Below are 14,368 nucleotides of genomic sequence, written 5' to 3'. Positions count from 1 at the left end.
CCATCAGGCCGGACTACGCCAGCTTATGGATAGCGCTTCATCCGGCCTGATGACCCCCTGCGTCGTGCCCGGATCATACCGTTCAATGAAGCGACAGGCACGGTGCAGACTGTCCAGATAAGGCCACCAGTTCCTCCCGCGCATATCCCGCCGAGCCGAAGGCGTTGGCGAGGTCGCGCCCGACCCGCTTCTCATGGCCAGTGGCGTGAGTCAGTTCGTGCAGGCAGGTGCGGTAGTAATTGACCTGATCGAAGAAGGCGGGCTGCGGCGGCACCTGCACGAAATCTTGGCTCGGCACATAGAACGCCTTGTCGCCGCCGATACGGAAGTCGACGCCCGATGCCGCGATCACCTCCTCGGCGACCGGCACGATCTCGCGCTCGGGAAGCGGCGCGGGGTCGAGCGCAAGGCCGGGCCTCAACCCCTCGCACTGCGCGATGTTGAACACCGTGAACCGCTTGAGGAACGGCACCGCCTTGGCCTCGCCACCCTCGCGCGCGACGCGGGCCTTCTCGGCCTCGGGCGTGAAGCGGTCGGCATAGACGACCGTCTGGCCGCGCTCGCCGCGCTGCACGCATCCGCCCGCCTCGCGCGCCTGCCGGAAGGTGAGCCAGCTTTGCGACGGGTAGCCATTGGCGATCACCGCGCCCCACAGCAGCAGGACATTGACGCCCGAATAGCTGCGCCCGGTCAGCGCATTGCGCGGCAGCGATGGCCCGGCACAGGCGGCGCTGCCCCAAGGCTGGACCCAGGGCACGCGCCCGGCCTCAAGCTCGGAAATGATCCGCGCGGTCACCTCGTCATAGAGGTTCACGCGAGGTTCGGCATGGTCGCCAGCAGCCTCGCCACGGGCACGACGCTTCGGGATACGGGACACAGATAGCCTCCAGACCCGCCCAAAAAGCCCCATGGCCTCCCCCGAGAGGCGGGGGTGGGCGGCGAGACGCGACCAGAGGAGGCCCGGCTCCGGCGGCGGGCGCACCCGAAGGGGCGCAATGGAGATGAAGCACTCCGCGAGAGCGGAGTTGCGCCCGCCGCGACGGGCCTCAGGCGGAAGCGCCGGCCACTCCCGCCGACGAGGGAAGGCCAACAAGACAACGCCGCCGCATCCGCGAGATGCGGCGACCACAGCCGCGCCATGCGATCGTCACCGGGAGGCTGAGACCCGCTTGCGGGGCTCGGGGCCGCGTGAGCGGCCTAGAGCGCGGTCGCGGACGGCTACGCCGCGATGCACCGCGCCGTCAGGCGCCAACCAAAACGCACTCTTGAACGTGGCCGGCCAGCACGGCGGCGTGCGCGCGGGGCGCCCGGGTGAACAGCGCCCCGCGCTGTTCAGGTCATGCACAGCATGACAGACCCGAAGCACTGGGCCAGCCGCCGTCGTGCTCCACGGCCGCGCAAGTGTGCATACGCGGGCTACTTAAATGCGCGACCCCCGGGCGGCAGCGCAGCGCCGTCAGAGTGCGCACCGCATCCCGCGTTCCACCTGGCATCGCCGCCGTCCCGCGAGGCGCCTGTTTCACTCGTCACGGCCGCCGATGGGAAGCCGTGCGGGCCTGTTCGCCGAAAGCCGCAATCGCTGCACGCAACCCGGCGCCGGTGATCCACCGTGCGCGAGCGAGATGACTGTCCCAGCAGATCTTGGCGCGCGCCGCATCAATCACCGGATCGATGCCCAGGATTTCGAGAGCGCCGTCCTGCCAGGCGATGTCGTCCTTTTCGGCGTCGAGCAGCTCGGCATAGGTGAGCAGATGCCGCCGATCATAGTCGAAAACGGCGTCACCCGACGGTGCGACGGTATCGAGCGGGTCTGACGACATCGGGCTTGGCTGCTCCATGGCCTACGGCGGCCAAGCAGGCTATACATCAAGTTGGTGTAGAAAACAGCTGAAGTCACGGTCTCACATCAATTTGATGTGAGGGACTGTGGCGCGAGGCATCCACGATAGTCGCTATCGCTGGGTGATCGAGCAGCTGATCGAGGCCCGCAAGCAACAGGCGTTGACGCAGCAGGCCGTGGCGGAGAAGCTCGGTAAGCCGCAACAATATGTGTCGCGCTATGAAACTGGCGAGCGCCGGCTCGATATCTTCGAGTTCATGGATGTCGCGAACGCGCTGACGGTCGATGCGCTCGCCCTGATCGGCAGCGCGCCCAAACCGTCCTAGATTCGCCCCAATACGCCACGCGGACCTATGCGGATAAGCTCGGCGGCAAGCGGGACCATTCTCCGCACGCGCGATTTCAGATGCTCGCCGTCCCCAGGCCACTCGCCGCCATAAATGCCAAGGCCGATCTCGCGCTGGCTGGCGCCCGCGGCGATCGCGTCTCCGACCCGCAGGGCTTCCACCAGCCTGCCGAACCGAGTCCCGACGTCGGGCGGAGGCTCCCGCCCTCGCAGGAAGGCATCGAGGCGGCGGACCGACTCGAATTGAGGCTCGAGGAAACGTCCGTGATCGATCAACGCCGAAACCGGCTGCGGTCCATCCCCAAAAGCGCCGGCAAGCCCTTCCAGCTGCAGAGTCGCCCGTAGGAGGTGCAGGAGAATATGGCACCGATCGCCGGTGCGCACGACGCGATGCCTCATCCCTGCGAGATCAAGCACAGGACCGGATCGCGCCGGCACCACCGTCAGTAGGCGCGGGTTCGCCCCCGCTGTCCAGATGGGCACGGCATGATCGCAGTCGAGCGCGGGATCAGCCGGGAAAGTGCAGCCCCCACACAGCAGCAAAATGCGCAGCCGCATTGTCCCCCCGCACCGCGCCGAAATCCGAGCGGTAGGCGGGATCGCGCCGCAGCAGCTCCCAGGCGAGAGCGAGCTGCCCGCCGGAGCGCACGGCTGCGTAGGCGGCCGTATCCCGCCAGTCGGGAAGCCCGGCCATCAACATCAGTCCCGCCGACCGATGAGAAAGGCTGCAGTCTGCGCTTCCTGGTCGGGACGCAATGCGTCAATCGCGCCGAGATATTCGGGGACCGATTCCCCGAGCAATATCGATGGGCATTGCCCTTCGACATTGCCAAGATTGGGCCGGTGCTGCGCGTAGCCGACCAGCGCTGCCAGCTCGGGCGAGAAATGCCGCGCGATCGCCGGCGGATAGACCAGCCATTGCAGTTCGAACGGCTTCAACCAGCCCAGGCAGTAGCTGACGATCACGCCACGGCGAGGCGCGTCCGACAGGTTGCCACCACCGCCATGCAGCGTCGAGCCGAGAAACAGCAGGGCATCGCCTGGCGCCAGCCCGGGGACGACCGCATCCTTCTCGAGCAGTTCGGCAAGATCCTGGTCGACATGGCTGCCAGGCCACAGCCGCGTCCCGCCATTCTCGTGCGTGAACGGGTCAATCGGCCACATCACGTTGACGAGATATTCCATGCTGCCCTTGGGGCCGGCCCACATGTCCTGATCGCGGTGGGGCAGTTGCGCCAGTGCGCCGGGATGGATCTCGACGGCCTGCGTGAGGTTGAGCGCGATGCGCTCGCACCAGGGCAGCAGCATGCGTTCGACGATCGCCAGCACCGCAGAGTGGCGGACCAGCGCCTCGGCATGGGGCGACCGGCGGAGCAGCGCGCCGAAGCGCCGCGTGCGGTGTCCGTAGAAAACCCCTCGGCACATCGGTGTCAGGGCGAAGGACGGCGCGAGGTCGGCTGCGAGGGCAAAGATCGTGGCGGGATCGAGCGCACCGCGCAGCACGCACATGCCGTCTCGCGAGAGGTCGCCGGCGGCGAAATCGATGGATACGCTCATGCCGCCAGCTCCAGCGCGCCGACATAAGTGCCGGTCCAGGCCAGCCGCTCGCGGATGTCGGACGTGACCTCGACGCGGAACGCGCCGATCGGACCGCCGGCGATGCGAGCGGCGGGGCCGAGCGGTTCGGCACGCCACCCCATGGCGAGCACCTCGCGGCGGAAGCCCTCGGGGATGACGCCGGTGATGTGCTCGATCCCCCGCGCGAGCGCGAAGTCGGCCATCGCCGAGATCAGCGCGTTCCGCAGTTCCCTCCTGCGGGCCGCGCCGTGGCGGCTCGGCAGGCAGAGCCGCGTGCTTTCCCACGTGGTCGCTCCGACCGGAACGCCCGCGAAGCACAGGTGGGGAAAGATCTCGCCCAGTAGATGCGGCCGCCAGCTCGGCAGCATGCGCAGCGACGCCTCGTGCCGCCCGCCCTCGTCGATCGCGACGATATAGACGGCGCACGCGGTGTCGAACTGGTCGATCTCGAAGCGGCCGTCGACGACGGGGACGTCCCAGTCGAAGAAGTCCACGAACTGCGTCTTGCGGTCCGCGAACATGGTTTCGAGCGCGAGCCTGCGCGCGCTCCCGCGGTAGTTCTCGATGGTGAGGATCATGTGCTGCTCCCGTGGCTTGATGTGCCACGAGAGGAAGCAGCTTTGGATCGTCAGCTTTAGCGCCCGGAATCCACGGTCCTTGACGGCCGCAGTTCGTCCGTCGCGATTTCGCCGGCGAGGATCGCGGCGGCCAGCAATTCGGTGCGGTCGCTCGCCCCGAACAGGCGGCGCGCGTCGCGCATGTAGCTCTCGACGGTGCGAACAGTCAGGCCGAGGCGATGGGCGATGACCTTGTCCTTCAGGCCCTGTCCGGCGAGCAGGACGCAGTCGCGATGGCGCGGCTCGAGCCTCGGCAGCGGACCCGGCCGCGCTGGACCGGCAAAGCGCCGCGCCTGCTGGAACGCGAAGGTGCCGAACGCCTGTGCAGGGCCGAGGAGCATCTCAGCGTGACGCACGGTCTTCAGCCCAGCGAAGGTGCACGAGCCGAAGCAGGCGCCGAGCTTTGCGCAGGGGACGGTGATCCCCTCGTTCAGTCCTTCACGCCGGCCGAGCTCGAGGGCGAGCCGGTCCTGGCGATCCAGTTCGATGATGGCGGGCAGGTCCGACCACAGGAATGCGGCCTCGGCGAACAAGCAGCCGCGCATGACAGGATCGCGGCGATAGCGACCTTCGGCGATGATGCGGCGGGTGGCGCCATCCGCATAGTCGCGCAGGTCGACCGTCCCGGGCTTCGGCGAACGCAGATCCTCGTGGGTCAGGATCGCGAAGTAGCGGCAACCGAGATCGTCGGCGAACGCGCGCGTTACCGCCCGAAGCTGGGCGCGATCCTCGGTGTCGCGTATCGCGCGGACGATGTCGTCCAGCAGATTGAACGCGCACTCGTTCCATAGGCTGGCTCTTCCAGCCATGTGCAGACCTCCCGCCTCGGCGTGCGGCGAACCCGGCTCCCTTCGCCGGTCGGTTGAACATCCTGCCCCGTTCGCGACTATGACAAGGGGAGGGCCGTAATTGGGTAACGTGCCGATCGATCCGCTTCTGCGCCGAACCGTCCAAGGCGGGGCGTTACCCATATCGATGCTCGGCTGGTCTAACCGGGCGTTCGCCGAGCCCATCCACGAGGATCGAACAGGGCCGGCGAAAAAATGCGTGGGTAGCCAAATTTCGCGTTACCAATTGTGCCGGTGCGGACTGTCATGCCCACTTCGGACAATTGCAGCGAGGTTCACCCCGCCTGAATGGTCGACAATGACGAGCTCAATGCCTGGTTCGTGCGGGAGGTACTTCCTCTCGAGCGGGCGTTGACGTCCTACATCCGTCGCAACTGGAGGGTGCCCGAAGACGTGCTGGAACTGCGGCAGGACATCTACGAGCATTCGCTGATCGGCGCGCGTCGCGCCCTGCCGCTCAATGCGCGAGCCTATGTCTATACCATCGCGCGCAATCACCTGATCAACAATGCCAAGCGGGCCCGGATCGTCCCGATCGACACGATAGCCGACCTCGATGCCATTCACCTCGACATCGACATGTTCGAGGCGGAGCGGGCGCTCACCGCCCGGGACGAACTGCGCCATGCGAAGGAAGGGATCGACAAGCTGCCGCCCAAGTGCCGCGAAGTCATCCTGCTGCAGAAGGTCGACGGAATGACCGATCGCGAGGCGGCGGCGTCGCTGGGCGTATCGGTCGAGACGGTCCGGCGCCAGATCAAGCTCGGCATGAAGGCGCTGTTCAACCACATGGCGGGCGGCTCGGGCAGGATCGTGCGCAAGAGCTATCGGCGCCGCGCGGACCATGAGGTGCTGCCATGAGACGGCAGGAAGCGATCGAGGACCAGGCGCTCGACTGGCTGATCCGGCGCAACGGCGAGGACTGGACGGAGGGCGAGCAGGTCGAACTCGACGCTTGGCTCGACGAGTCGATGGCGCACAAGGCCGCCTTCTGGCGCGCCGATCATCTGTGGCAGCAGGCGGACCGCATCCGCTCGCTCGGCATCGACCCGCACGCGGCCGCCGAGGAACCGAAATCGTCACGCAAATGGTGGCCAGCGGCGATCGCCGCCAGCCTTGTGGCGGTCGTCGGCATCGGCGGATTGACCTTCACGCCCGAATTCGTCGATCAACCCGCGCAGCAGGTGCAGCAGGCGCGCTTCAATACACCCATCGGCGGACGGAAGGTCATTCCGCTGGAAGACGGGAGCAAGGTCGAACTGAACACGCAGACCGTGGTTCGCACGGCGGTGAACAAGCACAGGCGCGAGGTCTGGCTCGACGAGGGCGAAGCGTTCTTCGAGGTGGCGCATCGCGACGACGAGCCTTTCGTGGTCTATGCCGGACGCAAGACGATCACCGTGCTGGGCACCAAGTTCTCGGTTCGCCGCGATCGGGATGGGCGCATCACGGTCAATGTGCTCGAAGGGCGGGTCAGGGTCGATGACGGCGAGGCGATCAAGGATGGCGCCGCGATCATCACGGCCGGCGACACGACGATCTCGCGCGATACGTCGACACTGATCACCCGCAAGTCGCAGGAGCGGGTCGAAAATGCGCTGGCCTGGCGCGACGGGATGCTGAGCTTCGACCAGGCCCCTCTCGCCACGGTCGCCGCAGAGTTCAATCGGTATAATCGCACGAGGCTCGTGGTGACCGATCCGGCGGCAGCGCAGATCCCCATCGGCGGCTCATTCCAGGCGTCGAGCGTAAACTCCTTCACGCGCCTTCTCCGCGACGCATACGGGCTCAAGATCGAGCGCGACGACACAACTGTGAAAATTTCAAGTCAGTAGCGTTACCCAAAGCTGCCGCCGGATTGTCGCTGTCTTCAACGGGGCAGACAATCTGCCTGGAAATGGGGGCATCATGATCCGGACACTCGCTGCAACACTGGCAGCAAGCACTTGTATCGTGGCGCTCCCCGCGCCAGGCGCAGCGCAGACGCGCGAATATAACATCCCGGCCGGATCACTGAAATCAGCCCTCGATGCCTATGTGCGGCAATCCGGGCGGGAGGTCGTCTACCGAGCGGACGAAGTCCGTACCGCCCGATCGCCCGGAGCCCGTGGACAACTCTCAGCCGATGCGGCCCTCGCCAACTTGCTCGCGGGCAGCGGTTTCGCAACTCGGCTCGACGGAAACCTGATCGCGATCGTGAAAGCGGGAAACGACGTCGCAGCCGTCAGTATGGTGTCATCTGAGGAAGAGACCATCCTCGTAACCGGCACTAGGATCAGGGGTGCAGATACGCCATCCCCTGTTGTCCGCGTCACCGAAGAGGGCATCCGCGAAGCAGGCTTCAATGATCTTGGTGAGGTAATTCGAAGTATTCCGCAGAATTTCGCAGGCGGACAAAATCCGGGTATTGCGCTTGGCTCGGGCAACAACACCAATCTGACAGGCGGATCGGCGCTCAATCTGAGGGGCCTCGGCCCTGACGCGACGTTAACGTTGTTGAACGGGCGCCGACTTTCCTATGGTGGCTTCCAACAGGCGGTGGACGCCTCGCTCGTTCCCATTGCGGCACTCCAGCGGATCGAGATCATCACGGATGGCGCCTCGGCGCTCTACGGATCGGACGCCGTCGCTGGCGTTGCCAACATCATCCTCAAGCGCGACTTCGATGGCCTGACGACGGCCGGGCGGCTGGGCTTCGCGACCGATGGCGGGGGCACCGAACGCCAGCTGAGCGCGACAGCGGGAACGACCTGGCGCGACGGCGGATTCATCGCAGCCTACAACTATCTGGACGCCGATCCGATCTTTTCGGATCAGCGCTCCTACACCGAATACATGCTGGACCCGTCGACGCTGCTGCCGAAGCGCCGCAATCACAACGCCCTCGTCAGCGCGCATCAGCGGATATCGGAGGCGCTCGAGTTTAGCATCGACGGGCTTTATACCGACCGATATTTCCGGCTCTCCTCGGCACAGCCGGCACAACTGTCCGTGTCGATGTCGAAATCGACGGTGTATGCGGTTTCACCGATGCTGGAATTGTCATTGCCGACCGACTGGACGGTAACGGTAGGCGGCACCTACAGCGTCGAAGAGAATATCGTCACGAATGAGGGCTTCAGCTCCACGGGAGCGCTGCTCGTCGAGTCGGTGACATGCTACTGCAACAAGGCTTATTCGTTCGAAGCCAGCGGGGAAGGGCCGCTATTCCAGCTCCCGGCCGGCGCGGTGCGGCTCGCCGCGGGCGCGGGGTATCGGAATAACGAATATACCGCGCGGCGGCCGGCAACCGGCCAGATCCTGACGTCCGGAGACGTTGGCAGCCGCTACGCATTCGGCGAGATCAACCTGCCCATCGTGGCCCCAGCTATGGCCGTGCCGCTCATCCGCCGGCTGAGCGCGACGGCTGCGATCCGGCACGAAAGCTACAGCGCCTATGGCAGCATCACGACCCCCAAGCTGGGGATCATCTATCAGCCGACCAGCGATCTGACTTTGAAGGGATCTTGGGGGCGCTCGTTCAAGGCGCCGACCCTCAACCAGCGATTTTCGGATTATCTCCTCTATCTCCGGCCGGCGTCGACTGCGGGAGGAACCGCTTTCCCGGCCACAGCAACGGTATTGATGCCCTATGGTGGCAATCCCGATCTTGAGCCGGAAAAGGCCCGGACCTGGTCCCTCACTCTGTCGGCGCAACCGCGCGCTCTGCCTGGCCTCACCTTCGACGTCAGCTATTTCGACATCGATTATCGAGGCCGGGTCATCCTGCCGATAACCAATTTCCAGACTGCGCTGAGCGATCCCGCGCTGCGGCCGTTCGTCACGCTGTATCCCACGGCGCAGCAGATCGCCGACGCGGTCGCACCCGCGGTGCAGATCATCAACGCCACTACCCAGCCTCTGACACCCGAGACCGTCGTGGCCATCATCAACAACCAATATTCAAATGTCGCACGCCAACGGGCCAAGGGCGTCGACCTGTCGGGCACGTATGACTTCACCCTAGCCGGTGGTCGCGCGGCGGTCCAAGGCTCGGCAAGTTGGCTGTCCGGCGATCAGCAGGCGATCCCCGGGCAGCCGGCCTTCCCGACCGCTGGCATAGTCTACAATCCCGCTAAGTTCCGGGCGCGCGGCGGCGTCGTCTGGCGCAGCGACCGCGTTATGGTGTCCGGCTTCGTCAACCATGTTGCGAGCGTAACGGACAACCGCTTCGCGACGGGGGCGGAAACGGGGAGCTTCACGACTGCCGACGCGGTCGTCCGCTATCAGACCGGCCCTGGAGACTCGGTCATTTCCGACCTCGACATTTCCGTGTCGGCGCAGAACATCCTGAACAAGAAGCCGCCTCTCTATCAGCCACTGGCAAACTTCATCGTCAACTATGACTCGACGAATTACTCCGCGATCGGACGCTATATCAGCCTCTCGATAAGCAAAAGCTGGTGAAAGAGAGAAACGCGATCGCCTTCCCGCTTCGCGATCGGTTCAATTCCATTGCGAAGTTCATGACCACGCATGTGACATACTGATGAGAGCGCAAACGATGAAAGATATTCGGATCCGGCACCTACTGCTTGCCGGTGCAGCCGGCTTGCTCGCGAGCCTAGGGACGCCGGCACTGTCCCAGGGTACAGAGACCAGCGTCACGCAGTCCGACCCTTCCGGAGCCTTCCCCTACGATTTGGCTTTCCAGAAGCGCGAGTTCCGACGGGATGACCCGCCCGCAGTTTCCCCCGATGGTCGTCGCGTGGCCTATGTTGTCGTGACGCCCCCCGACACACGCACGCAATCCGTCCGTTTTTTGCCCAATGGCACGCCTGTCAGCGCCCTAGGGGCAAGGGTTTTCGTGTCCGGCGCCGGCAAGCCAGTACGAACATCCTATCCCATCTGCGGCGGGCGCGGCAATCAATGGAACCCGTCATGGGCGCCTGACGGGAGCAGGTTGGCATTCTATTCAGACGAGGCTGGTCGACCGCAGCTCTGGATTCATGACCTGATCGGAGGCGAGTGCCGTCAGATCGGCGACGGCGTGATCCGAGCCAGCCTGTTCATGGGTTTCCAGCCGCGATGGTCGCCGGACGGCCACACTGTATACGTCCCGCTTCGCCCCGACCCACCGCTTGAGGTATCCGACGCTAGTGTCCCGAACGTGTTCGACGCGGCTTCGCAAAGTAATCAGGGCGCGCCGCTTGTCTTCTATAGTGGAAGCGAGGCCAAGACACAGGAGACGCCCGCTGGCGGTGCCGATCTTAGTGGATTCTTGCTGTCGAACTACAATTCCACCTTGGCGGCGGTCGACGCCAGATCGGGCGAAACCCGAATTCTGGTCGACGCCCGGGCGGAGCCACGACCGAGCACGCTTAAGGCATCACCTTCCGGGCTCTGGGTCAGCTACGCGTCGGTGCCGGCAGGGACCCCGGCCGCTCCAACGGCGCCGACGAGAGACTTGGTGCTCATCCCCAGCGCAGGCGGCAAGCCGCATGTCCTGATACGGGGGTTGTCGGCCAGCAGCACGGACCTGGAATATCGATGGCATCCCGAGGAGGACCGGCTGGTTTTTCTTCATGAGAGCCGGGCATGGCGCGTGGATTTCGATCCATCGGGCCCCCGGACACCGGAAAAGCTGGCCGACTCGTTGGGTGGGGTGGTCGGCACAGTCCTATCCTTCACCCGGGATGGGCGTTCGGTGGTGGTAGGGATCGAGCCGCATGGGCGCAGCCCCGGCGCGCTGGCTCTCATCCCGCTTGCTGGCGGAGAGCCCGTTAGGCTGGCGCTGCCCGATCCCACTCAGTGGGAGTTTCTCGATCTCGTCCGTGCGACCGAGGACGTGCTCTGGCAGCCGGACGCCAGATATCTGACAGCGCAGATGCGCAATCGCACGACCGGGCAACAGGCCTTTTACAGCATCGCGCTGGATTCCGGCCGGGCGCAACTGATGCGCTCCGGTCTTCACCGTCTCCAGCATTTCGGTTCGGGCGGCGATCATCGGCGATTATATGCCGTCTATGAGGACATCGACACGCCGCCTGACCTGTATCGCTACGATGCGAGACTTCGGGAGCAGGACCGCGTTTCGACCATCGAGCCGCGACTTGAAGAAATCCGACTGGGCGGCGTCCAGGTCATCGAGACCGCCGCGCCATTCCACGATGGCCGGATAGGGAATGTTCGCACCACGCTGCTGTTGCCGCCTGGCGCCAAGGCCGGGGATAAACTCCCCGCGGTCGTGATGATCTACTCCGGCTCAGACCTGTCGACGAGCGCCTCCTTTTACGGCGGCGGCAACGGGAACACAGTGCCGAACCAGATCTTCACCAGCCGCGGCTTCGCTGTCGTGATGGCCGATATCCGACTTTCCGAAATGGGCAAGCCCGGCAACCCGGCCCAGGACATGACCGATATCCTGCTGCCGCAGATCTACGCGCTCGCCAACGCGGGCTATATCGATGTCACGCGGCTGGCGGTAAGCGGCCAGTCCTTCGGCGGATACAGCACGGCGGCGATCGTCAGTTCAACCAACCTGTTCCGTGCCGGCATCGCCATTAATGGCACATATGACTTGGGCTCCATGTACCGCGGGATGGATAGCCAGGGGAACAGCCTCATGGTTCAATGGGCAGAAAAAGGGCAAGGCCGCATGGGAGAGACACCGTGGGACAACCCCCTGCGTTATATCTCAAACTCGCCCTATTACCGCATCGACCGGATTCACACGCCTCTGCTGATCGTGGCAGGCGAGGGAGACAATGCCGTGCCTTACGAGCAGTCGAAAGGGTTTTTCGTGGGGTTGAGGCGACTGGACCGCCCAGCGCAGTTGGCGGTCTATCCCGGTCAAGGACATTCCATCGGCGAATGGTCGATCGATCATGCGGCGGATGTAAGCCAGCGCATGGTGGATTTTCTCCGTAGCCATTTGCAGAATCGCTGATGAAGTCGGAGGCCCCAGACACTCCTGAACTTCGAATAAACCAAACTGATGGAGTATATGTTCCTTACGTCGAGTATCGCACAAGTACGAACTATTACTGCTTGATGCAAGTGTGTAGACATGCTCGTCGCTGTTGCGGCAGTATCGATGGCAATCATTTCCATAGACTTCCGGTGCGGGCAGACGTGACTTAGAAAAAGACGCGGACTGCAAGAGGCGAAAGGCCCCGCAACCGGCTTGGTGCGGGGCCTTTTTTGTGCTTCGCTGGAAGGGAAGCAAGTGAATAACATACAATCACAAGCCGGAAACGAGCGATCTCACAAGGAGCCAGAAGCCGATCTGAACCTCTGGCGTCTCAGCCGAATCGACATCCGCTCACCCGTGTCTCACGGTGCGTGGCCTGTAGCGCGCGTGGAACTCGAGCACCCCCAGCGTGGAAGAGTGACGGACATTGGGAAGGCGCCCGGGGCCTTTGATGCAGCCTTCGCCGCGGCAGGTCATATCCTCGGAATCTCGCCACGTCTTCTCAGTTACACTGTGTCTTCCGCAGTGCCAGCGATTGGCGAACCTTTGAGCATACGGATTGATGTCGAACTCGAACTGGACGGAGAAATCTATCGTGGCACAAACTTCGGCGTAGACTTGGTGAGATGCTCGCTTTCTGCTTGGCTGGAGGCAGCCACCAAATCGCTGCCTCGGCCGGAACATAGCGATCCACGAAAGGTACGCCCCTTTCACGTGCGTGGGATAGACGAGAACGGTGATCTCTGGACATTCGCCTCTGAAGACGAAGGCGCTGCCGAGGCTGTAGCAGCCGAATTCCGGCAGGAAGGCTATTTGGAGGTGCAACGTCTAGGTTCTCTGCGGGAGCCTACGCAATTCTGATGCTACTTCTTTGACCAAGTTCTCGAGCGGCGGAAGGCCGCTCTTTAAAGGCTTTTGGCTATTGCTCTAGCGAACATGCGTATTGCTAAATCAGCGGAACCGCTGGCTTGATTAAAGGGGACGAGATTGGAGCCGGGCCTGTTTCGATCCGAGTGGCACCAAGAATTCCCTTGCAGGCCCTAGCCGGTATCTGACGCAAGGGCGAGTTTTTCGAAAGTCTTAGGCCAGCCCGCGGACGAATAAGTCGGCTGCGGGCGGAGGCCCGCATGACACCGACAACGCTTCTCATAGGTCAGATCCTCGTGGTGCTCGCGATCATCGTCGCGAGCGTCTGGATCGGCACGCAGTGGGCGGCGGCGAGTCTCGCTTACCAGTCAGAACTGGGGACGCCGTGGTTCGTCGCGTTCGGACAGCCGGTCTACCGGCCATGGTCGCTGTTCCCGTGGTGGTATCACTATGACGCGTACGCACCGATCGTATTCGACCAGGCGGGCACCATAGCCGCGGCCGGAGGCTTCATCGGCTGCGGCGCCGCCATCTTCGGCTCGGTCTGGCGCGCCCGCCAATCGAGCAATGTCACAACCTACGGCTCTGCGCGCTGGGCAACGCGCAAGGACATCAAGATCGCGAAGTTGCTTGACGAGCGCGGCGTCGCCTTGGGCCGATTGGGCGGACGTGACCTCCGCCATGACGGCCCCGAGCATGTCATGGCATTCGCGCCGACCCGCTCGGGCAAGGGTGTCGGTCTCGTCGTGCCGACGCTGCTCAGCTGGACCGGTTCGACCGTCGTCCACGACATCAAGGGCGAGAACTGGCAGCTGACCGCCGGCTGGCGGGCGAGCTTCTCGCACTGCCTGTTGTTCAACCCGACCGACCCCCGCTCGGCGCGCTACAATCCGCTGCTCGAAGTGCGACGCGGCGTGAACGAAGTCCGCGATGTTCAGAATATCGCCGATATTCTCGTCGATCCCGAAGGGGCGCTCGAACGCCGGAATCACTGGGAGAAGACCAGCCATTCACTGCTGGTGGGTGCGATCCTGCACGTCCTCTATGCCGAGGAAGAGAAGACGCTCGCTCGCGTCGCGACCTTCCTGTCCGATCCGCAGCGCAGCTTCGCCGCGACCTTGCGTCGAATGATGGCCACCAACCATCTCGGCAACGAAGACGCACCGCTTGTCCATCCGGTCGTCGCATCGGCCGCCCGCGAGCTGGACACCCGCAAAAACCGCGTATTTTGAAGCGGTCCGTCCGGCGAGGACATTGTTCGATGTTGCGGGACCATGATGGGCGCGCTGTCAGTCTCCTTCCGGCGGTATTTCGGGCTGT

At 64.1% G+C, this 14,368-nt stretch carries 12 protein-coding genes and 2 pseudogenes; 7 read left to right on the top strand and 7 right to left on the bottom strand.

Features of this window, described 5'->3' with window-relative positions; all coding sequences use genetic code 11:
* Nucleotides 1–88 precede the first annotated feature (88 nt).
* Together MHZ35_RS16785 and MHZ35_RS16780 are read right to left on the bottom strand one after the other, a co-directional pair.
* A pseudogene (locus tag MHZ35_RS16785) lies at nt 89–910 on the bottom strand (ArdC family protein); the annotation flags it as partial.
* Nucleotides 911–1,526: 616 nt separating this feature from the next.
* On the bottom strand, nt 1,527–1,820 hold the full coding sequence (locus MHZ35_RS16780; protein ID WP_239436690.1) for a hypothetical protein: 294 nt from the start codon (nt 1,818–1,820) through the stop codon (nt 1,527–1,529).
* Nucleotides 1,821–1,962: 142 nt separating this feature from the next.
* Here MHZ35_RS16780 and MHZ35_RS16775 point away from each other — a divergent pair, with 142 nt between their 5' ends.
* Nucleotides 1,963–2,166 (top strand): helix-turn-helix domain-containing protein, encoded by a 204-nt coding sequence (locus tag MHZ35_RS16775; protein ID WP_239436689.1) that lies wholly within the window; start codon nt 1,963–1,965, stop codon nt 2,164–2,166.
* Here MHZ35_RS16775 and MHZ35_RS16770 read toward each other — a convergent pair.
* The 5 genes from MHZ35_RS16770 to MHZ35_RS16750 all read right to left on the bottom strand — a co-directional run bounded on the left by MHZ35_RS16770 (nt 2,163) and on the right by MHZ35_RS16750 (nt 5,190).
* Nucleotides 2,163–2,585, bottom strand: coding sequence for a DNA -binding domain-containing protein (locus MHZ35_RS16770; protein WP_239436688.1), 423 nt, complete (start codon nt 2,583–2,585; stop codon nt 2,163–2,165). The genes MHZ35_RS16775 and MHZ35_RS16770 overlap by 4 nt on opposite strands.
* A gap of 109 nt (nt 2,586–2,694) precedes the next feature.
* Nucleotides 2,695–2,880, bottom strand: a complete 186-nt coding sequence (locus tag MHZ35_RS16765) for a transcriptional regulator domain-containing protein (RefSeq protein ID WP_239436687.1) — start codon at nt 2,878–2,880, stop codon at nt 2,695–2,697.
* A gap of 5 nt (nt 2,881–2,885) precedes the next feature.
* On the bottom strand, nt 2,886–3,743 hold the full coding sequence (locus MHZ35_RS16760; RefSeq protein WP_239436686.1) for a phytanoyl-CoA dioxygenase family protein: 858 nt from the start codon (nt 3,741–3,743) through the stop codon (nt 2,886–2,888).
* Nucleotides 3,740–4,342 carry an acyl-homoserine-lactone synthase gene (locus MHZ35_RS16755; RefSeq protein ID WP_239436685.1) on the bottom strand — a complete coding sequence of 201 codons (603 nt, stop codon included), beginning with the start codon at nt 4,340–4,342 and terminating at the stop codon, nt 3,740–3,742. The genes MHZ35_RS16760 and MHZ35_RS16755 overlap by 4 nt, the downstream gene beginning before the upstream one ends.
* Nucleotides 4,343–4,398: 56 nt before the next feature.
* The gene (locus tag MHZ35_RS16750; protein WP_239436684.1) at nt 4,399–5,190 is read right to left on the bottom strand and encodes a helix-turn-helix transcriptional regulator; all 792 of its coding nucleotides are present in this window, start codon (nt 5,188–5,190) and stop codon (nt 4,399–4,401) included.
* A 327-nt stretch (nt 5,191–5,517) separates the two neighbouring features.
* On the opposite strand from MHZ35_RS16750, the gene MHZ35_RS16745 reads away from it, so the two are divergent.
* The 6 genes and pseudogenes from MHZ35_RS16745 to MHZ35_RS16725 all read left to right on the top strand — a co-directional run.
* Entirely contained in the window at nt 5,518–6,090 is a 573-nt protein-coding gene (locus tag MHZ35_RS16745; protein ID WP_239436683.1) for an RNA polymerase sigma factor, read from the top strand.
* Nucleotides 6,087–7,064: a FecR family protein gene (locus MHZ35_RS16740; protein WP_239436682.1), complete on the top strand. Its 978-nt coding sequence runs from the start codon at nt 6,087–6,089 to the stop codon at nt 7,062–7,064. The genes MHZ35_RS16745 and MHZ35_RS16740 overlap by 4 nt, the downstream gene beginning before the upstream one ends.
* Before the next feature lie 73 nt (nt 7,065–7,137).
* Nucleotides 7,138–9,675, top strand: coding sequence for a TonB-dependent receptor plug domain-containing protein (locus MHZ35_RS16735; protein WP_239436681.1), 2,538 nt, complete (start codon nt 7,138–7,140; stop codon nt 9,673–9,675).
* A gap of 97 nt (nt 9,676–9,772) precedes the next feature.
* The gene (locus tag MHZ35_RS16730) at nt 9,773–12,157 is read left to right on the top strand and encodes a S9 family peptidase (protein WP_239436680.1); all 2,385 of its coding nucleotides are present in this window, start codon (nt 9,773–9,775) and stop codon (nt 12,155–12,157) included.
* Between the two features lie 240 nt (nt 12,158–12,397).
* A complete protein-coding gene (locus MHZ35_RS18225; RefSeq protein WP_446741071.1) occupies nt 12,398–13,042 on the top strand; it encodes an alpha-isopropylmalate synthase regulatory domain-containing protein in 645 nt (214 codons plus the stop codon).
* Between the two features lie 266 nt (nt 13,043–13,308).
* Nucleotides 13,309–14,253 (top strand): annotated as a pseudogene (locus tag MHZ35_RS16725) (type IV secretory system conjugative DNA transfer family protein); the annotation flags it as partial.
* Nucleotides 14,254–14,368: the final 115 nt, after the last annotated feature.

Source organism: Sphingomonas sp. ACRSK, from assembly GCF_022346685.1.
Classification (GTDB): Bacteria; Pseudomonadota; Alphaproteobacteria; order Sphingomonadales; family Sphingomonadaceae; genus Sphingomonas; species Sphingomonas molluscorum.
This window is presented reverse-complemented; position numbering and strand designations above follow the sequence as displayed.

Coding starts and splice junctions, on each gene's coding strand:
- MHZ35_RS16780 (WP_239436690.1), bottom strand. CDS start 1,820: ATGTCGTCAGACCCGCTCGATACCGTCGCACCGTCGGGTGACGCCGTT.
- MHZ35_RS16770 (WP_239436688.1), bottom strand. CDS start 2,585: ATGAGGCATCGCGTCGTGCGCACCGGCGATCGGTGCCATATTCTCCTG.
- MHZ35_RS16765 (WP_239436687.1), bottom strand. CDS start 2,880: ATGGCCGGGCTTCCCGACTGGCGGGATACGGCCGCCTACGCAGCCGTG.
- MHZ35_RS16760 (WP_239436686.1), bottom strand. CDS start 3,743: ATGAGCGTATCCATCGATTTCGCCGCCGGCGACCTCTCGCGAGACGGC.
- MHZ35_RS16755 (WP_239436685.1), bottom strand. CDS start 4,342: ATGATCCTCACCATCGAGAACTACCGCGGGAGCGCGCGCAGGCTCGCG.
- MHZ35_RS16750 (WP_239436684.1), bottom strand. CDS start 5,190: ATGGCTGGAAGAGCCAGCCTATGGAACGAGTGCGCGTTCAATCTGCTG.
- MHZ35_RS16745 (WP_239436683.1), top strand. CDS start 5,518: ATGGTCGACAATGACGAGCTCAATGCCTGGTTCGTGCGGGAGGTACTT.
- MHZ35_RS16740 (WP_239436682.1), top strand. CDS start 6,087: ATGAGACGGCAGGAAGCGATCGAGGACCAGGCGCTCGACTGGCTGATC.
- MHZ35_RS16735 (WP_239436681.1), top strand. CDS start 7,138: ATGATCCGGACACTCGCTGCAACACTGGCAGCAAGCACTTGTATCGTG.
- MHZ35_RS16730 (WP_239436680.1), top strand. CDS start 9,773: ATGAAAGATATTCGGATCCGGCACCTACTGCTTGCCGGTGCAGCCGGC.